This window comes from Pantoea sp. Fr-CA_6 (assembly GCF_024520895.1).
In the GTDB taxonomy this organism is placed as follows: domain Bacteria; phylum Pseudomonadota; class Gammaproteobacteria; order Enterobacterales; family Enterobacteriaceae; genus Pantoea; species Pantoea agglomerans.
Genome location: NZ_JALNPO010000015.1, coordinates 25,656 through 45,600, shown reverse-complemented (window position 1 = coordinate 45,600; position 19,945 = coordinate 25,656). Strand labels below are relative to the sequence as shown.

Sequence of the window (19,945 nt, the reverse complement as noted above, 5' to 3'; positions counted from 1 at the left end):
TTTCATTTTTTTACGGCGTTCACATTGGGATTGATAGCAAATGAAGAAAAGCACACTGGCCATGATCCTCTCCACGCTGACGCTGGCATCTGCCGCGCAGGCTGCCGAAATCTATAACAAAGATGGCAACAAACTGGACTTATACGGCAAAGTTAAAGCTGAGCACTACATCAGCGATAATGCCAGCCAGGATGGAGACAAGTCCTATACCCGTATCGGCTTTAAGGGTCAGACACAGATTAACGACCTGATGACCGGTTATGGTCAGTGGGAATATCAGTACAACGTCAATAACTCCGAGGGCAGCGACGCCAACAATGGCAACAAAACCCGCCTTGGGTTTGCTGGTCTGAAATTCTCGCAGTATGGTTCGGTCGATTACGGTCGTAACTACGGTGTGCTGTATGACGTTGAGGCCTGGACCGACGTGTTCCCGGAATTCGGCGGTGACGGTACAGCCCGTTCCGATAACTTTATGACTCAGCGCGCTACCGGTGTGGCGACTTACCGTAACAACAACTTCTTTGGTCTGGTCGATGGGCTGAAGTTTGCGTTGCAGTATCAGGGTAAAAACGACGCCACCAGCGCCAACACCCGCACCGACATCAACCGTCAGAATGGCGACGGCTACGGTGCCTCACTGGGCTATGCCCTGGGTGATTCCGGTGTGAGCCTGATGAGTGCCATCACCTCTTCTGACCGTACCAACCAGCAGCAGGCACGCGCCTATGGCGGCGGTGACCGTGCGGATTCCTGGGGTGCAGGCGTGAAGTATGATGCCAACAGCGTCTACCTGGCGGCGATCTATACCGATACCCGCAACATGACACCAATCAGCGGCACCAACCGTAACACCGGTGCTACCGTCGCGGGCGCAGCCAACAAAGCGCAGAACATCGAACTGGTGGCGCAGTATCAGTTTGATTTCGGCCTGCGTCCTTCCATTGGCTATGTACAGACCAAAGGCAAAGATATCGAAAACGGTATCGGCGATGCGGATCTGGTGAAGTATATCGACGTGGGCGCGACCTACTACTTCAACAAAAATATGTCTGCCTTCGTTGATTACAAAATCAACCAGCTGGATGATGACAACGCGCTGTCGATTAACAACGATGACGTGGTCGCGATGGGTGTGACTTACCAGTTCTGATTTCAGGCTAGAAAACCGGACGGATTTGGATCTGGCAGCAACGCATAAATTCAACACGCAGGGAACACGGTCAGAAGAGGAAAGCGTCCCGCGCCAGGACGGCGCGGGCCGAGCGTGCCATGGATGGCGGCTTTTGCGTCTTTCCGATCTGACCGTGTTCTCTGCGAAGGCTCAAACTCACAGCGGACAAGCCTTCAACAAAAATGGCGAGTTTTTAAACTCGCCATTTTTTTCGTCTTTATTTCACTGCACTACCCAATCAGGCGCTCAGCTTCACCGGTTTCTCATCGAAATCGCTGGCCGGAATCAGATCCAGCTCGAACTCTTTCAGCATCGCTTTCAGACGGGTATGGAAATTCCGTAAGGTCTCTTCCACGCGCGCCGTATTCTCTTTGCCTTTGATGGTTGCCACCGACCAGTCACCCTCTTTATCGAACAGACCGATATGGTAGACATAGGTAAAGTGGTCAGCCTGCGCTTCCAGCTCCATCCACCAGCCCCAGAACTCACGCAGTTCCGGTGCCGGTTTCACATTAACGCAGGCAGCCAGGCAGTCGAAAAAGAACCGGGTTTCGCCACATTTCCCATCGCGAATATAAGGCCCAAGCTCCGTAAAGCGCTTAAGCAGGCGACTGCGGGGATGACCACTTGGTAACGTCATGCTGAATCTCCATAGATTTTGACCGCTATACAGCCTTGATTTTCCGGACGGCCAGGGGATGTCATGTTTCGCTTAACGGCAGCCCGGAAGAATTCCGCTACTAGTTGTAGCAAATACTGTAAATTTTGCCAGTTACCTTTTTAAACGCTTCTCCAGCCAGTCGCAAATTTCATTCAGCGCCTTGTCGAAACTGGCCATCATCGGCTTCACCGGAATCAGCAACGCCTTACCGTCTGACGAAGAGTTAGCGATCAGCTTGCTCTCCTCTTCCGGGCTGAAAAGATCGTTTTGCCAGTAGCCCGACAGCATGGGTGTCGGCGTCCGGCGGCCCAGCAATCCCTGAGTTTTCAGCGAATATCGATTGAGTTCGGTACGCAGCGCACTGTCAGAAGCGGTTGCCATGCCCAGCCGGCTCGCCAGCATATCCATATACATATCCGGGATCTCATCCTGCAACGCTGTCTGCGTCAGCAGCGCATGCACAATCGGGCCAAGACAGGCGACCCCACGCAGCCGCTGCGATTCCAGATAGGCCAGTCGTACGGCCACGTTAGCGCCAAAGCGATAACCAAACGCCGCCACGCGGGTATGGTCGATCCAGGGCACGTTTTTCAGATCGCGCAGCACCTGCTGATGCAGAAAGCTGGTGTCCTGACTCAGCGTCCATTTCACCGAGTTGCCTACCGACGGCACATCAATGGTCAGCATGGCGATGCCGCGCGGTGCAAGGTAATCATGGAACAGGCGATAGTGATCGCTCTGTAATGAGTCGAGCGCGCCACAGAACAGCACGGTGGGATAAGGCGCTTCAACGTCAGGCGGCATGTGCAGAAAGCCGTTAACCGGGCTGCCACCCTGAATGGCGAACGTCAGCGGTTTCAGCTCGCCCGGCAGGCGTTGAGTCGCCTCTTCATAGGCGCGGTTCGCCAGCGTCTGCGCCTGGTCGGCCAGCTCATCCCCTTTTATATAGGGATAGGCCGCAACGCTGTAGAGATGCGCCGCGTGTAACCAGTAGTCGCCCGCCTCGCTGTCGTCGGTGGCCTCCAGCGCTTTCTGCTGCCAGATACCCGCCTGTTTACACCATTCGAAATGCCAGTTGCCGCCGCGAAAACCGATTACAGTGTCGAGCAGCGTCTCATCAGTATGTTCAACATTGCTGATGGCAATACGTGCCAGTACTTCGCTGATCTCCTGCGGCGTCAGGCCACGCCATGTCCACATCAGCTTATTCAGCATACGATACCAGCCACGCTGGCTGTCACCATCCAGGGCTGAGTGGACATCCGAAGTAGCATGATGGTGGCGGCGAACCAGGGATGAGGTTTCAGGATGTTTAAAGCGCGGTTTGAACAACTCCTCGCTGAGATTTTTGCTCGACATACTCACTTCTCCTGCAACAGAAACGGCGATGGCTAAGTGTACTGTACGGCAATTCGGGCTGCGAGGCACAGAAAGCACAACGCCCGGAAAACCGGGCGTTGTCTGATGTGTATCAATCAGTTTTTAACAATCGGCGGGATGTAGACCACACCCATATCCCACGGCTGCTCGATCCAGGTATCCTGCGGAATATCGACAATATAATCATCAACCAGTGAGCGACCGGCCGGTTTAGCGAAAATGGTGCAGAAACGCGCTTTCGGATACATCTCGCGAATCGCCTGGGCAGTGCCGCCGGTATCCACCAGGTCATCGATCACGATAAAGCCTTCACCGTCGCCTTCTGCGCGCTTCAGAACTTTCATTTCGCGCTGATGATCGTGGTCATAGCTGGAGATGCAGACGGTATCGACGTAGCGGATACCCAGTTCACGTGCCAGCAGCGAAGCCGGTACCAGACCGCCGCGGCTCACCGCGATAATGCCTTTCCACTGTTCAACAGGAAGCAGCCGCTGGGCCAGTTTACGGGCATGAATCTGAAGCATGTCCCAGGTAACGACGTATTTTTCGCTCATAGAATAGAAATCCCAGCCAACCGAGGTGGCGTAAAAATGTGCAACGGGGAAAAGGTTGCGCGAGATTATAAGGAGTTGACGCACTAAAAACCAGCACCCGCGCACTGGTTGCGGCTTTTTAGCGCGTCTGAGAGCGCACCCGGTAGAAAACAGTGATATTCTCGGGCCTGGCTCGTCAGATTCTCTGACGGCGATTTTTCACTGGAAACTCGCGATGTCCGGCCTCGCCGGTACACTGACACAGGAGACCTGTCGTGTCTGAATTGTCTCAACTCTCTCCACAGCCGCTGTGGGATATTTTCGCTAAGATCTGCTCTATTCCCCATCCCTCTTTTCACGAAGAAGCGCTGGCGAGTTACATCGTCGGCTGGGCCAAAGAGCAAGGCTTCTGGTGTGAGCGCGATCAGGTCGGCAACATCCTGATTCGTAAGCCCGCCACCGCAGGCATGGAAAACCGTACCCCGGTTGCGCTACAGGCGCATCTGGATATGGTGCCGCAGAAAAATAATGACACCGTTCATGACTTCACCAAAGATCCGATTCAGCCCTGGGTTGACGGCGAGTGGGTGAAAGCGCGCGGCACCACGCTGGGCGCGGACAACGGCATCGGTATGGCTTCTGCGCTGGCAGTACTGGCTGACAACAGCCTGACGCATGGCCCGCTGGAAGTGCTGCTGACCATGACTGAAGAGACCGGTATGGATGGCGCATTCGGTCTGCAACCCAACTGGCTGCAGGCAGAAATCCTGATCAACACCGACTCCGAAGAAGAAGGTGAGATCTACATGGGCTGCGCGGGCGGTATCGACTTCGTCACCACCCTGCCACTGACCCGTGAAGCGGTGCCTGCTGAATTCCAGACCCTGAAGCTGACGCTGAAAGGCCTGCGTGGCGGTCACTCCGGTGCCGATATTCATATGGGCCTCGGCAACGCCAACAAACTGCTGGCGCGCTTCCTGGCGGCACACGCTGCTGAACTGGATCTGCGTCTGCTGGCCTTCAGCGGCGGTACGCTGCGCAACGCGATCCCGCGTGAAGCCTTCGCTACCGTGGCGGTCGAGAGCCACAAAGCGGATGCGCTGAAATCAGCGGCGGCGCACTTCCTGAGCGCCATCAAAAATGAGCACGGCATCAAAGAGCCGAACATCGCCCTGGTCACTGAGCCGCTGGCGCATCAGGGTGATGCTCTGAACGCTGACAGCCGCGATCGCTTCCTGAACCTGCTCAACAGCATGCCAAACGGTGTGATCCGCAACTCCGACGTGGCGAAAGGCGTAGTAGAAACCTCACTGAATATCGGTGTGGTGACCATGGAAGCCGATCATGCAGAGATCAACTGCCTGATCCGTTCGCTGATCGACACCGGCCGCGATTATGTGGTGCAGATGCTGACCTCACTGGGCCAGCTGGCCGGTGCACAGACCAAAGCGAAAGGCGGCTACCCAGGCTGGCAGCCTGATGCGGACTCCGCCATTATGGCGCTGACCCGTCAGACCTATATCGCGCTGTTTGATAAGACCCCGAACATTCAGGTGATCCACGCCGGTCTGGAGTGTGGTCTGTTCAAAAAACCGTATCCGGAGATGGATATGGTATCGATTGGGCCGACCATCACCGGGCCGCACTCGCCGGATGAGCAGGTTCACATCGAAAGCGTTGGCCTTTACTGGAAACTGCTGACCACCCTGCTGAATGTGGTGCCAGAAAAGTAATTCTGTCACAAAAAAAGTAAACCAGGCTCCGGCCTGGTTTTTTTATGCCTGTGACTTTCCCCCAGCATAATTCGCTGCCTTTTCCGTCCTTTACCCCGTTATTCCGCCGCTTTCCCGCGCTTCGCTGGTCACAGCCGCCATTATGTCCAGATGTCTGGATGGCTAATAAGATTTCGTGCTAGCTTATGCGCTTTCGGCTGTTGCCGCGCCTGAAGGTTCAGGAAAAAATGCGGCCAGTGATTCTTCAGGAGAGTAATGACATGCCAGGGTTAAACTGCCTTGAGATGCGTAACATCTCCATCGCTTTTGGCGGGTTTGCCGCGCTATCGTCGGTGGATTTCCGCAGTGACGGCCATTCAGTACATGCTCTGACCGGCGCTAACGGCGCGGGCAAGTCAACACTGATGGCGATCCTTTCCGGTGCGCACAGCCACTACAGCGGCGAGATCCTGCTGGATGGTGAGCCGGTCTCCATCCGTACGCCGCGTGATGCGAAACGGCTGGGTATCCATCTGGTTCAGCAGGAAGTGGACGTGGCGCTGGTGCCGCAGCTCAGCGTCGCGGAAAACATTCTGCTGGATCGGCTGGCAGAGCCTGGCCACCGCTATCGCTGGGGCGAGGTTCGGCGTCAGGCGCGGGCGCTGCTGGCTCAGCTCGACGTGGCGCTGGACGTCAACCGGCTGGTGGAGCGCTGCACCCTGGCTGAAAAGCAGCAAATTCTGCTGGCGCGCGCGCTGTCGCACCACTGCCGCTTTCTGATTCTGGATGAACCCACTGCCCCGCTGGATCAGCATGAAAGTGAGCGGCTGTTTGCTGTGGTGCGTCGCCTGCAGGCCAGCGGCATCGGCGTGGTGTTTATCTCTCACCGCATCCATGAACTGAAAGCAATCTGTGACCAGCTGACGGTGCTGCGTGATGGCCGGTTGATCGAAACCGGCCCGATGACGGCACTGAGCGGTGAGCAGATCGTGGAGAAGATGCTGGGCCATCAGCTCACCGATATCTTCCCGGCACGCCGTGCGCGGCAGGCTCAGCCGCTGCTGCTGGCGATTGACGGTCTTCATGATGAGCAACTGCTGCAGGATATCTCGCTACGATTGCACAAAGGGGAAATTCTGGGCATTGCAGGCCTGGCCGGTGCCGGTAAAACCGAACTCTGTAAGGCGCTGTTTGGTGCCAGCAAAAGCCGCGTCAGGCGCGGTGAACTGCATGGCCAGCCGTGGCAGCCCCGTTCGCCGCATGACTCCGTCAGTCGCCGCATGGCGCTGGTGCCGGAGGAGCGGCGCAAAGAGGGGATCTTTATTGATGAGTCGGTGGCAATGAACCTCAGCGTCAGCGCAGACGACAGCTTTTCGCGCTGGAGCCTGTTTGGCCATCGCCAGGCGTGGCGCTGGGCGGAGCAGGTTATCCAGCAGTTGCAGGTGCGCACCACCGGTCCGGCACAGACGCTGCGCCGTCTCTCCGGCGGCAATCAGCAGAAAGTGGCGATAGGCAAATGGCTGCGCAACAACGCCGACGTGCTGATTTTCGATGAGCCGACGAAAGGCGTCGATATCAAAGCCAAAACCGAACTCTTCACCCTGATCGATAACCTGGCGCGCGATGGGAAAGGCATCATTTACGCGTCGGGAGAGTTTTCTGAACTGGTCGGTTTATGCGACCGGATTTGCGTGCTCTGGGATGGACGCATTGTGGCCGAGCTGGCTGCACGCGACGTCACCGAAGAGACGCTTTTGCTCTATTCCACCGGAGGAACCCCTGCGTGAGCAGCAAAGAAACCAGCCTGAATCTGACAGCCTCGCCGTGGCGTCACCAGTTGTTCGACTTTCTCTATAAATGGGGCATGTTGCTCACGGTGGTGATCCTGATCGCCGCCTTTGGTCTCGCCTCCGACAGCTTCCTTGAACCCAACAACATCATCAATATTCTGCGCTCGATTGCCATTGTCACGGTGATTGCGATCGGCGTCTCGATCTCGCTGACCGTTGGCGGCTTTGATCTGTCAGTCGGATCGACCGCCTCGCTGGCCAATGCACTGGTGATTTCACTGTTTGTCTGGTACGGCTTCGGCACTACCACCGCCATCCTGCTCACCCTGGCGCTCTGCACCCTGGTCGGGCTGTTTAACGCCTTTCTGATTGTGATCCTGCGCATCCCCGACATGCTGGCAACGCTGGCGACACTGTTTGTGATTCAGGGTGTGGCGATGACCTACAGCTTTGGCGGATCGATCACCGAGAACATGGTGCTGCCGAGCGGTGATATGGCGGAAGGCACCATTCCGGCGGCGTTTGGCCTGCTCGGCCAGGTGCCCACCATCGTCATCATTATGCTGGTCGTCACCGTCGCCGCGCAGCTGGCGCTCTCACTGACTAAACATGGTCGCCGGATGTATGCGCTGGGCGGCAATCCGGAAGCGGCGCGCCTTTCCGGCATCCGCACCACCCGCTATCGGGTGCTGGCTTATGTGATCGCCTCACTGCTGGCCGGTCTGGGCGGCATTCTGCTCGCCTCGCGTATCGGCTCCTCGCAGGTCAATGCCGGGAGCGGCTACCTGATGGACGCGGTCGCGGCGGCGTGGATCGGCTTCTCACTGGCGGGTTCCGGCAAGCCGAATGCACTGGGCACGCTGGTCGGTGCGGTGATCCTCGGCGTGCTGCAGAACGGTCTGGTGATGCTCTCTGTTCCCTACTACGCCATGGACATTATTAAAGGGCTGGTGCTGGCTTTAGCACTGGCGATCACCTATATCCAGCGCCGCTGAGGCGCGTTTACCGGAGTTGATAACAATGCAAAAAATAACACTCTCGCTGCTGGCCCTGAGCCTGCTGAACGCCAGCGCCGCCTTCGCGGATACCGTCACGCCGGTGCCTGCGGCTATCGCCAGTCATGATGGCCCGATCCGTATTGCGGTGATCCGCAATCTCGGCTCCGATGACAACACCACCCAGTTTGTTGCCGGTGCCATTCAGCAGGGTCGCCAGCTTGGCTTCAAGGTCAGCACCTTTCTCAGCAATGGCGACGATGCGCGCTTCCAGGATTTCGTGAATCAGGCGATCAGCCAGAAATATGACGGCATCGTGCTGTCGCACGGTAAAGCGCCCTACGCCAGCGGACTGGTGAAGCGCATTGCCGATGCAGGCATTAAGCTGTCGGTGTTTGATACGCCGGTGGATAGCCCGATCCCGGGCGTCACCGTCACCGCGCAGGATGACGCTTCACTGGCGCAGTTGTCGCTGGGCCAGCTCATCCATGATTTCAACGGCAAGGCGAACATCGTCAAGCTATGGGTTGCCGGTTTCCCGCCGATGGAACGCCGTCAGGTGGTGTATGAAAAACTGCTGAAAGAGAATCCGGGCATTCATCAGCTTGAGTCGATTGGTGCGGTTTCAACTGACGTTCAGGGCGACACCGCCAATAAAATTGGCGCGATTCTGGCGAAATACCCGAAAGGCAAAATCGACGCCATCTGGGGTGCCTGGGACGCCTTCAGCCAGGGCGCTTACAAAGCGCTGCAGGAGAATGGCCGTACCGAGATCAAGCTCTACAGCATTGATGTCTCGAACCAGGATTTGCAGCTGATGCGCGAGAAAAACAGCCCGTGGGTGCAGACGGTAGCGGTGGATCCTAAAACTATTGGCGCGGTGAATATGCGTCTGGTGGCGAAGAAAATTGCCGGTGAAGAGACGCCAGCGACTTATCAGTTTAAAGCGGCATCAATCTCTCAGCAACAGCTTAACAGCCAGCCTGGCGCGGTGAACGTCGCGTCACTGAACAAGATCATTCCGGGCTGGGGCAGCAATGAGGATTTCGTCGCACCGTGGTTTGCGACCCTGGCGGCGAAATATAAGAAGTAATCGGATGTCAGCCTTGCCGGTCGGTGAGGCTGACGGTTACAGACCCAGCAGCAGCTGACGCTCCAGCTGGGGATCCACCATCGTCACATGTAATCCCACCAGCCGCACGCCGCGCCCGGCACGACGCTCATCCCAGGTTTTACGGGCGATGGCAATCATGTCCTCTTTGTTCAGCACCGGCCAGATATGCTCCTGGGTCGTCTGCTGAAAATCACTGAACTTCAGTTTGACGCCCTGACGCGCCACCTGCTTGTCAGGTCGGATCTGCGTCAGCCGGCGTTCCAGTTCGGCGTAGAGAAAATCAATAATTTCCAGGCAGGCATCCCAGTCGCTGATATCTTCCGCCAGCGTCCGTTCAACCCCCAGCGATTTACGCTCGCGCTCAACGATCACGCTGCGGTCATCAATGCCATTGCTGCGCTCCCACAGCACCCGGCCAAACTTGCCAAAGCGCTTTAACAGCAGCGCTAAGTCTGCCTTCTGCACGTCGCCACAGGTCACCAGCCCCATCTCTTCCAGCTTTTTGGCCGAGACCTTGCCGACGCCAGGGATCTTCGCCAGCGGCAGGGTCAGCAGAAAACCGGACATCTCCGGCGGGGTAATCACGAACTGGCCGTCCGGCTTATTGAGGTCAGAGGCGATCTTCGCCAGAAATTTAATCGGGGCGATGCCCGCTGAGGCGGTAAGCCCGGTTTCACGGTAGATGGTGGCACGGATCGCCTGCGCCATCAGCGTGGCAGAGCCGTGACAGTGGGGGCTGTCGGTGACATCCAGGTAAGCTTCATCGAGGGAGAGCGGTTCAATCAGCGGCGTATAGCGGGTAAAGATGTCGCGGATCTGCGCGGAGGCTTCTTTATAGGCGTCGAAGCGTCCTGGCAGCAGACGCAGATGCGGGCATAACTTGAGGGCCATGCCGGTTGGCATCGCGCTGCGCACGCCAAATTTGCGCGCCGGATAGTTGGCGGTGCTGATCACGCCGCGACGCTCGCGGCTGCCACCAATGGCGATCGGGATGTCGCGCAGCTGGGGATTATCACGCATCTCCACCGCGGCATAGAAGCAGTCCATATCGACATGAATGATTTTACGCATACCCCCTCCGGCACTGGATAAGTATACAGTTGGCAGGGGTAACTGCAATATTTGTCGCGCTGACGATTAAAGTTTACAAATTTCTGGTCGAATATCCTTCAGTAAATCGCGAATTTGGCTGACGCCGTCTTGCTAAAAAAACAGACAATGTTTAATGTTGCGCTGCGGTAGCGGACAGTTCCGATAATGCAAACAGAGACGCACATTTTGCGTCATGTTCTCTTCACCTCAAGGTACACACAGCATGGGCAAAATCGCACTCCTGTTTGCGATGATTTTACTGCCAGCCCTCAGCATGGCAATGACACCCGAACCCGTCTCAACGGCACCGGTCAGCAAAGAATTAAAGAAGCAGTTACTCGGCACCCCGGTCTATATCCAGATCTTCAAGGAAGAACGCACGCTCGAACTCTACGGCAAAATCGGTAACGAATACCGCCTGCTGGACACCTACCGCATCTGTAACTTTTCTGGCGGCCTCGGCCCGAAACGTCGTGAAGGCGATTTCAAAAGCCCGGAAGGTTTTTACAACGTGAAGCTGAATCAGCTGAAGCCGGATAGCCGGTTTTATCGCGCGATCAACATCGGCTTTCCGAATCAGTACGATCGTAATCAGGGCTACAGCGGCAATTACCTGATGATTCATGGCGACTGTAAGTCGATTGGCTGCTATGCCATGACTAACGCCTATATGGATGAGATTTTTACCTATGTGAATGCCGCGCTGCGTAACGGCCAGCAGGATATCAGCATCAGCATCTATCCATTCCGCATGACCGACAGCAATATGCAGCGTCACCGCTACTCCACCTATGCCAGTTTCTGGCAGCAGCTGCAGCCGGGATACGCTTACTTTGCTAAATATCATCAGCCGCCGATGGTTAATGTCGCCAGCGGTAAATATGTGATGAACAGCAGCCCGGCACCGGTTTTAGCCAGTCCCGAAGCCGCTTCACGTTCATTCCTGGCGCTCTCCAAGGCAGAATAACGCCCATTCACCTGGCACGATCCGCTGCCAGGTTTCATTGGCCGTCAGTGGCTGCGTAGCAATCACCGTCACCACGTCATGCGGCGTGGTGTGCTGCTGAAAATCGACCTCCACATCCTGATCCAGTAACTGCGCCCGGCCAAAGGGTGCGCGACGGGTGATCCAGTAAAGATTGGTGGAGCAAAAGGCCATCAGATAACGGCCGTCTGACAGCAGCATGTTAAACACGCCCTTCTGCCGCAACGTGCCGGCAAGCTCCCCGATAAAACGGAATACCGCAGGCCAGTTGCCTGGCGTACGTGGATAGCGCGTCGCCAGCTGATGCAGGATCCAGCAGAACGCCTTCTCGCTGTCCGTTTCGCCTACTGGCCGGAATGTGCCGGTCTCCAGCTGCCGATAGCCCCTGAGCTGCCCGTTGTGCGCATAGGTCCAGTTACGGCCCCACAACTCACGGGTAAACGGGTGGGTATTTTCCAGCGACACCTGCCCGCGATTCGCCTGGCGGATGTGCGCCACCACCGAATGCGATTTGATCGGATACTCCTGCACCAGACGCGCAATCGGCGAGTTAAAGCTCGGCAGCGGATCTTTAAACGTACGACAACCTTTATCTTCGTAGAAGGTAATGCCCCAGCCATCTTTGTGAGGCCCGGTTCCACCGCCACGCTGAACCAGACCGGTAAAGCTGAAACAGATATCCGTGGGAACATTGGCGCTCATCCCGAGCAATTCGCACATAGCCACCGCCTTAGAGTAAGCGGCCTCCCGTCAGGCGGGAGGCCAGCGCAGTTACTTCACCATCTCTTTTTCGATCAGCAGCATCAGGATGTGGATCACTTTAATGTGGATCTCCTGGATGCGATCGGCATAACCAAAGTGTGGCACCCGGATTTCAATGTCGGCACTGCCTGCCATCTTACCGCCATCTTTACCGGTCAGGGTGATCACTTTCATCCCCTGCGCACGGGCAGCTTCAATCGCTTTAATGATATTGGCAGAGTTACCGGAAGTTGAGAGGCCCAGCAGCACATCGCCCGGACGCCCTACCGCTTCCACATAGCGTGAAAAGACATAGTCATAACCAAAATCATTACTGACGCAGGAGAGATGGCTGACATCAGAGATGGCAATCGCCGGATAGCCAGGACGATTTTCGCGGTAGCGACCGGTCAGCTCTTCAGCGAAATGCATCGCATCGCAATGTGAACCGCCGTTACCGCAGGAAAGCACCTTGCCGCCCGCCTTAAAGCTGTCAGCCAGCAGCACCGCCGCACGCTGGATCGCATGGATATTGGCCTCGTCGCTGAGGAATTTATTCAGCGTATCAGCAGCTTCATTAAGCTCAGAGCGGATAATGTCCTGGTACATAGGGATGTCCTTTTTTAGGAGAGGTTAATCGCAGCAAGTTTAACGGAATGGCCGGTCAGCGCAAAGCGTCATGCCATGGCTGGCCAGGCAGTGGCGGCGATAATCACTGCAGCGGGTGATGCAAAAATGGACAGAAATCGGTTTTTGTGAGGCAGGTTGTAATTGCGATGTAAACAAATTGATAAATCAACCCAACTGCTCTAAACCTCTCTACATAACAGGTCAGACCTCTTACTACTTGGAGCGGTTCATTATGATGGTTGTCTCGATACTTGCCACGGTGGCGCTGATTGGCGCCCTGTTCTATCACCGCCTGTCGTTGCGGCTCAGCAGCGCGATTCTGCTGCTGTGGACTGCTGCGATGGCTTTTGCTCACCTCTGGACGCCATGGTTACTGTTGCCGCTGGCGATCATCCTGCTGCCGTTCAACCTGCCGTCACTGCGCCGCAGCCTGTTTTCAAAGCCGATGTTTCAGCGCTTCCAGCAGGTGATGCCGCCGATGTCACGCACCGAAAAAGAAGCGATCGATGCGGGCACCACCTGGTGGGAAGGCGATCTGTTTCAGGGCAAACCAGACTGGCAGAAGCTGCACAACTATCCGCAGCCGCGCCTGACCGCCGACGAGCAGGCTTTTCTCAATGGTCCGGTTGAAGAAGCGTGCCGCATGGCCAATGATTTCCAGATCACCCATGAGCTGGCCGATATGCCGTCGGAACTCTGGGCCTATCTGAAAGAGCATCGTTTCTTCGCGATGATTATCAAAAAAGAGTATGGCGGACTCGATTTCTCCGCCTATGCGCAGGCTTGCGTGCTGCAAAAACTGTCGGGCGTCTCCGGGATTCTGGCGATTACCGTAGGCGTGCCTAACTCATTAGGTCCGGGCGAACTGCTGCAACACTACGGCACTGAAGAGCAGAAAAATCACTATTTACCCCGGCTGGCACGCGGCGATGAGATCCCCTGCTTTGCGCTGACCAGTCCGGAAGCGGGCTCAGATGCCGGAGCCATCCCCGATACCGGCGTGGTCTGCATGGGCGAGTGGCAGGGTCAGCAGGTGCTGGGCATGCGGCTGACCTGGAACAAGCGCTATATTACGCTGGCGCCGATCGCCACCGTGCTGGGGCTGGCATTTAAACTCTCCGACCCGGATCATCTGCTCAGCGATAACGAAAATCCTGGCATTACCTGTGCGCTGATCCCGACCAACACGCCCGGCGTGGAGATTGGTCATCGCCACTTCCCGCTTAACGTGCCGTTCCAGAACGGGCCGACACGCGGCAATAATATCTTTGTGCCGATTGACTATATTATCGGCGGCCCACAAATGGCCGGTCAGGGCTGGCGGATGCTGGTGGAGTGTCTGTCTGTGGGTCGCGGCATTACGCTGCCATCGAACTCAACCGGCAGCCTGAAAAGTGTGGCGCTGGCGACAGGCGCCTATGCCCATATCCGTCGTCAGTTCCGCGTCTCAATCGGTAAGATGGAAGGGATTGAAGAGCCGCTGGCGCGCATTGCCGGTAACGCCTACGTGATGGATGCGGCGGCCACGCTGATTACGGCCGGTATTATGCAGGGTGAAAAACCGGCAGTGCTGTCGGCGATTGTGAAATATCACTGCACCCATCGCGGTCAGCGCGCCATTATCGACGCCATGGATATTGCCGGCGGTAAAGGCATTATGCTGGGTAACAGCAACTTCCTGGCCCGCGCCTATCAGGGTGCGCCTATCGCCATCACGGTGGAAGGGGCTAATATTCTGACCCGCAGCATGATTATTTTCGGACAGGGTGCGATTCGCTGCCATCCTTATGTACTGCAGGAGATGGCGGCGGCAGCCAGCAACGATGTTAACGCGTTTGATCAGGCGCTGTTCAGCCACATCGGCCTTGTCGGCAGCAGCACCATGCGCAGCCTGTGGCTGGGCTTAACCGCCGGACGCACCAGCGCCACCCCGACCCGCGATGGCACCCGTCGTTACTATCAGCATCTGAACCGCATCAGTGCCAACCTGGCGTTGCTCTCTGATGTGTCGATGGCGGTGCTGGGCGGCAGCCTGAAACGTCGTGAGCGTATTTCGGCGCGTCTGGGCGATGTGCTGAGCCAGCTCTATCTCGCTTCGGCGACGCTGAAACGCTATGACGATGAAGGCCGCAACGAAGCCGATCTGCCGCTGGTGCACTGGGGCGTGCAGGATGCGTTACATCAGGCGGAAGTCGCGATGGACGATCTGCTGCGTAATTTCCCGAACCGTCTGGTCGCGGGCGCATTGCGGATGACTATTTTTGCAGGCGGTCATCACTGCCCTGCTCCGTCTGACCGTCTGGACCATCAGCTGGCAAAACTGCTGCAACAGCCGTCAGCTACCCGCAGCCGTCTGGGCCGTGGCATGTACCTGACGCCCAGCGAGCACAACCCTGCCGGTCAGCTGGAACAGGCATTGCAGGATGTGATGGCGGCAGAAGTGATCCATGACAGGCTGTGCAAACAGACGAAGCAGCACCTTTCCTTTACCCGACTGGATGCGCTGGCGAAGCGCGCGCTGGAGCAGGGCTGGATTGATGCTAAAGAGGCTGAAGTGTTGCAGCGTGCTGAGGCCAGCCGCCTGCGTTCGATTAACGTCGATGAGTTTGAGGCGGATGCGCTGGCAGTGCCGGTGCCAGAGAAAGCCCCTCAGGCTGCGTCGCGAGCGAGTGAGGCAGCATAGGTTTAGCGTTAGCCTGCATCACCGGCGCAGGAACAGGGTCAGAAGAGGAAAGCGTCCCGCGTCAGGACAACGCGGGCCGAGCGAGCCAGGGATGGCTTTAGCGACTTTCCGATCTGCCCCTGTTTCCGGCGCGGGCACACTCTTACAGCCAGCCTTTGATTTACCTGAAAGCCGACATCACGTCGGCTTTTTTTATCCCGCCTGACGGATGCGGGCAATCAGCGCATCCGCGTCTTCTACATGATCGGCCGCCAGAATCAGCGTGCGTCCCAGATTAATTGCATTACGGATGCAGTCGGTACGCATCGCCGGATCGGCAATCAGCTTCATATCCGCCACGTGTGACATCCCCACCGTGCGGCGAATCAGTTCGGTGCCGCAGTAACCGATGGTATCGGCCCATACTTTACGCAGAAACGCCTCTGCATAGCCTGGATAAGCCAGCGCCTCATCACGGGTTTTCTCAGCCGCCAGTGCCAGAAAGCCCGAGGCAAAGGTGGTCCAGAGGGTGTGCACATCGCTGAGACGCTGCTCGCGAGCATCGGCGGCCTCACGCGGTGGCAGCAGACCCGGCACGCCGCAGTAGTTAATCAGCAGGTTGCCGATGGCGGTGCCGACATCAAAACCGATAGGGCCAAAATAACCAAATTCCGCATCAATCGCTTTCAGGCTGCCATCAGCAACGAAAATCGATCCGCTGTGAATATCACCATGCAGCAGCGCTTCAGCGTGGGCAAAGAAACGATGCTTGAGACCGCCCACCGCAATGCGCAGTGCATCGTCATTACGCAGGCTGGCGACCAACGGTTCAAGCGCTTCGGGATAGCTATTGCGCTCATGGTCGGTATAGGGATCGTTAAAGAAAAGATCTTCGGTGATTTCACACATTTCCGGATTAATAAAACGCGCCACTTCCGCTTTTTTCTGGTGCGGATGCAGGATGAAATCGGAGGTATGAAACAGGGTTTGTGCCAGATAGTCGCCTAACTGCTGAGCCGCTTCCGGGTAGTAAGCGCCCTTCACCAGCTCGCCGCGCCAGATGCGATGACTGGAGAGATCTTCCATTACCATCACCGCCAGCTCCGCATCGTAATGGGTGATCTTCACCGTGTGCTGCGGACAATATTTGTAGTGTTCGACCAGGGTCTGCGCTTCCAGCCGCGCCCGATCCAGCGTCAGCGGCCACGACTCACCCACACAGCGCACATAGGGCAGCGCCTGCTTGACCACCACCCGGCTGTTGCCCTGATCGTCATAAATTTTAAACACCAGGTTGAGGTTGCCATCACCAATCTCTTCTGCGCTGCTCAGCGCGGCAGGATTGTCCACGCCGCCAAATTGTCGGGCATATTCCACAGCATCAGCAGCAGTAAAGGTACGGTATTGCGACATTGCCTGTTCCTCATCAATCGAAGGGGGATAACCTGGGTGTAATAAGCCGTTCAGACGTCTATACATCCGTTCAGCATGTTGGCACAATAGGCATCATTAACGCAACATGGATTTCACCCACAATGCAGACACTTCAAACCACCAGCTTACAGGTTCGTGACAATCAGCTCTGGATTCTGGATCAGCAGGCACTGCCGCAGCAAAAGAACTGGCTGCCCGCGCACAGCGTGCCCCAGCTGATTGAACATATTCATGCGCTGCGGGTGCGCGGTGCGCCGCTGATCGGCCTTTCCGCCTCACTGCTGCTGGCGTTGCTGGCAGAACAGGGGCAGACGCGCGCTGAACTGGCGCAGGCACTGGAGACCCTGCGCGCCGCCCGCCCTACCGCTGTCAATCTGATGAACAATCTGGACCGGATGAAACTGGCGCTGACGCAGCCGGACTTTGCCCCCGCGCTGGCAGAGGAAGCCTGGCGGCTGGTGCAGGAAGATAAGCAGCTGTGTGACGCCATCGCTGACGCGGGTTGTACGCGGGTGAAACCCGGCAGCCAGCTGCTGACCCACTGTAATACCGGCGGACTGGCCACCGCCGGTGTGGGCACCGCCCTTGGCGTGATTGTTCGTGCCCATCAGCAGGGGCTGATTAAGAATGTCTGGGTTGATGAAACCCGTCCGCTGTTACAGGGCGGCCGGTTAACCGCCTGGGAGCTGGGCGAGCTGGCAATTCCTTACACCCTGATTACCGATTCCATGGCCGCCAGCCTGATGGCCCGTGGAGAGGTCGATGCCGTATGGGTAGGCGCTGACCGCATTGCCGCCAACGGCGATGTGGCGAATAAAATCGGCACCTACAGCCTGGCGGTGCTGGCCCATTATCATCAGATTCCGTTTTATGTGGCGGCCCCAAATACCACGCTGGATCGCAGCTGTCCGGACGGCGCAGCGATTCCTATTGAGCAGCGCGCCGCCAGTGAAGTGACGGGCGTTGCCGGCAGTTTTGGCAGCGTGCAGTGGGCGCCGGAAGCGGCGAAGGTCTATAACCCGGCGTTTGATGTCACGCCCGCCACCCTGATCAGCGGCTGGGTACTGGACACCGGGGTAGTCACGCCTGACCAGGTTCAGGGTGGCATTTTCCAGCCACAATAACGGTCTGCAAGGCGTTTACCGTGAGCGGCAAACGCCTTGCGAAAACAACGGGCGGTTTACGCCAGACGCGGATAGGCATCCGCAATCTTATCGCCGGTAAAGTTCGCTACCCAGCCTTCCTGATTATCGAAAATACGGATAGCCGTGAAGTGCGGTGACGATCCCATATCAAACCAGTGTGGTGTTCCCGCTGGTACCGAGATCAGATCGTTTTTTTCGCAGAGGATCTGCAGGATCTCGCCATCCAGGTGCAGACAGAAGAGTCCAGCGCCCTCAACAAAGAAACGCACCTCATCTTCGCCGTGTGTATGTTCAGAGAGGAACTTCTCGCGCAGCACGGTTTTCTGCGGATTATCGGCGCGCATGCTGATCACATCCCAGCTCTGATAGCCCTTCTCTGCCACCAGCCGATCGATCGCATGCTGATAGGCGTTGATCACCGTTTCGGGATCCGGATTTTCACCCAGATCGCGATCGGCTTCCCAGCGCTCAAAACGGACGCCTTTGGCGCTCAGGCGTTCACGAATTTCTTCCGCGTCGGTACTGTGCCACACCGGCTGGCTGGCTTCGCGGTCGGTAAAAATAGTCAGTGCGCTCATCCTAAATCGACTCCGGGTTAATCTGGGAAAAATCGGTCACCTGACGATGGCGGCTTTCGCCGTCTGCATCGCCACGCAGTAGTTGCAGCGTCTGCCAGCCCGCCTCAGCGGCGGCATCCAGCTCCTGATGAATATCGGAGAGAAACAGCAGCTGCTCCGCTGGCTGACCAATTTCAGCGGCGATAGTGCGATAGGCTGCGACTTCGCGTTTGGCACCCACGTGCGTATCAAAATAGCCGCTGAAGAGGTCAGTAATATCACCTTCGTCGCTGTAGCCAAATAACAATTTCTGCGCCGCAACCGAGCCGGAGGAATATACATACAGTTCAATGCCCTGCGCCTTCCAGCGGCTCAGTGCTGGCAGGACGTCAGGATAGAGATGGCCGGTAAAACTGCCGTTAACATAGCCATCGCGCCAGATCATGCCCTGCAGCGCTTTCAGGCCGGTTGATTTGCGATCCTGGTCCATAAACCCCAGCAGAATCTCTATCACCGCATCCAGGTCGGCCTGCGGCTGACCGGCCTCCTCACGTACCGACTGCAGCGCTGCGGCGACCTCGGGCTGATGCGCATTTTCACGCAAAAAACTCGCCAGATGCTCACGGGCGTAGGGAAACAGGATGTTATGTACAAAACGGATATCGCTGGTGGTGCCTTCGATATCAGTAACAATGGCGCGAATCATGCTCTCTCCAGCAGGCGACGTTGACGTTCACATTCAAATAAAAATTCCAGACCTTCCAGATGACGGCGTGCTTCGCTGACATCCCGGCCCCAGCAGGTTAAGCCGTGACCGCGCAGCAGAAAGCCGTAACGCAGCGGAAAGCGGGCAGCGTAATCTTCAATTTCTGACGCCAGCGCCGCAATGTCCTGGCTGTTGTCGAACACAGGAATGGCCAGCGTATCCAGATGGGTGTGCTGGCCACTTAACGATTTTTGCATCTCATAGCCGTGCAGCAGCAGCGCCGCGCCCTGCTCCACCCGCGACAGGACCGTCGCATTCACGGTGTGGGTATGCAGCACCGCGCCCGCTTCGGGAAAGAGTCGATAGATCATCGTGTGCAGACCGGTTTCTGCCGACGGCTTACGGCCAGAGAGCGACTGGCTGGTGGCAATATCGACCTCGATAAAGTCATCCCGCGTCAGCGTGCCTTTATCTTTGCCCGATTCACTCAGCAGGCAGACATGTTCATCGCGGCGCACCGACATATTTCCGCCGGTGGCCGGTGCCCAGCCTTTCGCGCCAATCCAGTGACAGGCGGCGACCAGCTGATCTAATGGAAGACTCTGCGACATAAAAGTTCCTTGCGGTGAAATGT

The 19,945-nt window shown here is 57.0% G+C and carries 18 protein-coding genes; 8 read left to right on the top strand and 10 right to left on the bottom strand.

Annotated elements, in window-relative coordinates; genetic code table 11:
* The first annotated feature begins 40 nt into the window (after positions 1-40).
* A complete protein-coding gene (ompC, locus tag NR201_RS20105; RefSeq protein ID WP_010255197.1) occupies positions 41-1,153 on the top strand; it encodes a porin OmpC in 1,113 nt (370 codons plus the stop codon).
* Between the two features lie 259 nt (positions 1,154-1,412).
* Here ompC and crl read toward each other — a convergent pair whose 3' ends face one another.
* The 3 genes from crl to gpt form a co-directional block, all read right to left on the bottom strand.
* Entirely contained in the window at positions 1,413-1,814 is a 402-nt protein-coding gene (gene crl / locus NR201_RS20100; protein ID WP_003851176.1) for a sigma factor-binding protein Crl, read from the bottom strand.
* A gap of 132 nt (positions 1,815-1,946) precedes the next feature.
* Positions 1,947-3,194 (bottom strand): esterase FrsA, encoded by a 1,248-nt coding sequence (frsA, locus tag NR201_RS20095; protein ID WP_061901724.1) that lies wholly within the window; start codon positions 3,192-3,194, stop codon positions 1,947-1,949.
* 116 nt (positions 3,195-3,310) lie between these two features.
* The gene (gene gpt / locus NR201_RS20090; RefSeq protein WP_031590376.1) at positions 3,311-3,769 is read right to left on the bottom strand and encodes a xanthine phosphoribosyltransferase; all 459 of its coding nucleotides are present in this window, start codon (positions 3,767-3,769) and stop codon (positions 3,311-3,313) included.
* 254 nt (positions 3,770-4,023) lie between these two features.
* Between gpt and pepD the strand changes: the two genes are divergently transcribed.
* The 4 genes from pepD to NR201_RS20070 all read left to right on the top strand — a co-directional run bounded on the left by pepD (position 4,024) and on the right by NR201_RS20070 (position 9,338).
* Entirely contained in the window at positions 4,024-5,481 is a 1,458-nt protein-coding gene (pepD, locus tag NR201_RS20085; RefSeq protein ID WP_010671162.1) for a beta-Ala-His dipeptidase, read from the top strand.
* Positions 5,482-5,741: 260 nt separating this feature from the next.
* Entirely contained in the window at positions 5,742-7,247 is a 1,506-nt protein-coding gene (locus NR201_RS20080) for a sugar ABC transporter ATP-binding protein (RefSeq protein WP_256850106.1), read from the top strand.
* On the top strand, positions 7,244-8,245 hold the full coding sequence (locus NR201_RS20075; RefSeq protein ID WP_010671160.1) for an ABC transporter permease: 1,002 nt from the start codon (positions 7,244-7,246) through the stop codon (positions 8,243-8,245). Before NR201_RS20080 ends, NR201_RS20075 begins: the two co-directional genes overlap by 4 nt.
* Before the next feature lie 25 nt (positions 8,246-8,270).
* Positions 8,271-9,338 carry a sugar ABC transporter substrate-binding protein gene (locus tag NR201_RS20070; protein ID WP_010255186.1) on the top strand — a complete coding sequence of 356 codons (1,068 nt, stop codon included), beginning with the start codon at positions 8,271-8,273 and terminating at the stop codon, positions 9,336-9,338.
* A gap of 36 nt (positions 9,339-9,374) precedes the next feature.
* On the opposite strand, the gene dinB is transcribed toward NR201_RS20070, so the two are convergent.
* The gene (gene dinB, locus NR201_RS20065) at positions 9,375-10,430 is read right to left on the bottom strand and encodes a DNA polymerase IV (protein ID WP_010255185.1); all 1,056 of its coding nucleotides are present in this window, start codon (positions 10,428-10,430) and stop codon (positions 9,375-9,377) included.
* A 244-nt stretch (positions 10,431-10,674) separates the two neighbouring features.
* Here dinB and dpaA point away from each other — a divergent pair, with 244 nt between their 5' ends.
* Positions 10,675-11,418, top strand: coding sequence for a peptidoglycan meso-diaminopimelic acid protein amidase (gene dpaA, locus NR201_RS20060; RefSeq protein WP_010255183.1), 744 nt, complete (start codon positions 10,675-10,677; stop codon positions 11,416-11,418).
* On the opposite strand, the gene NR201_RS20055 is transcribed toward dpaA, so the two are convergent.
* Both NR201_RS20055 and lpcA read right to left on the bottom strand, forming a co-directional pair.
* The gene (locus tag NR201_RS20055) at positions 11,389-12,156 is read right to left on the bottom strand and encodes a class II glutamine amidotransferase (RefSeq protein ID WP_010255181.1); all 768 of its coding nucleotides are present in this window, start codon (positions 12,154-12,156) and stop codon (positions 11,389-11,391) included. The two genes, dpaA and NR201_RS20055, sit on opposite strands and share 30 nt — an antisense overlap.
* Before the next feature lie 51 nt (positions 12,157-12,207).
* Entirely contained in the window at positions 12,208-12,786 is a 579-nt protein-coding gene (lpcA, locus tag NR201_RS20050) for a D-sedoheptulose 7-phosphate isomerase (protein WP_010255178.1), read from the bottom strand.
* 253 nt (positions 12,787-13,039) lie between these two features.
* Between lpcA and fadE the strand changes: the two genes are divergently transcribed.
* Positions 13,040-15,490: an acyl-CoA dehydrogenase FadE gene (gene fadE / locus NR201_RS20045; protein WP_256850105.1), complete on the top strand. Its 2,451-nt coding sequence runs from the start codon at positions 13,040-13,042 to the stop codon at positions 15,488-15,490.
* A 192-nt stretch (positions 15,491-15,682) separates the two neighbouring features.
* On the opposite strand, the gene mtnK is transcribed toward fadE, so the two are convergent.
* On the bottom strand, positions 15,683-16,882 hold the full coding sequence (mtnK, locus tag NR201_RS20040) for an S-methyl-5-thioribose kinase (protein WP_256850104.1): 1,200 nt from the start codon (positions 16,880-16,882) through the stop codon (positions 15,683-15,685).
* Positions 16,883-17,004: 122 nt separating this feature from the next.
* Here mtnK and mtnA point away from each other — a divergent pair, with 122 nt between their 5' ends.
* On the top strand, positions 17,005-18,027 hold the full coding sequence (mtnA, locus tag NR201_RS20035) for an S-methyl-5-thioribose-1-phosphate isomerase (protein WP_256850103.1): 1,023 nt from the start codon (positions 17,005-17,007) through the stop codon (positions 18,025-18,027).
* A gap of 56 nt (positions 18,028-18,083) precedes the next feature.
* Here the strand turns inward: mtnA and NR201_RS20030 are convergent, their stop codons facing one another.
* From NR201_RS20030 to NR201_RS20020, 3 genes are read right to left on the bottom strand one after another with little or no spacing between them, the layout of a single operon-like run.
* Positions 18,084-18,626, bottom strand: coding sequence for an acireductone dioxygenase (locus tag NR201_RS20030; RefSeq protein WP_064690614.1), 543 nt, complete (start codon positions 18,624-18,626; stop codon positions 18,084-18,086).
* A gap of 1 nt (position 18,627) precedes the next feature.
* Entirely contained in the window at positions 18,628-19,311 is a 684-nt protein-coding gene (mtnC, locus tag NR201_RS20025) for an acireductone synthase (RefSeq protein WP_256850102.1), read from the bottom strand.
* Entirely contained in the window at positions 19,308-19,922 is a 615-nt protein-coding gene (locus NR201_RS20020; RefSeq protein WP_010255165.1) for a methylthioribulose 1-phosphate dehydratase, read from the bottom strand. Before NR201_RS20020 ends, mtnC begins: the two co-directional genes overlap by 4 nt.
* Between the last annotated feature and the right edge of the window lie 23 nt (positions 19,923-19,945).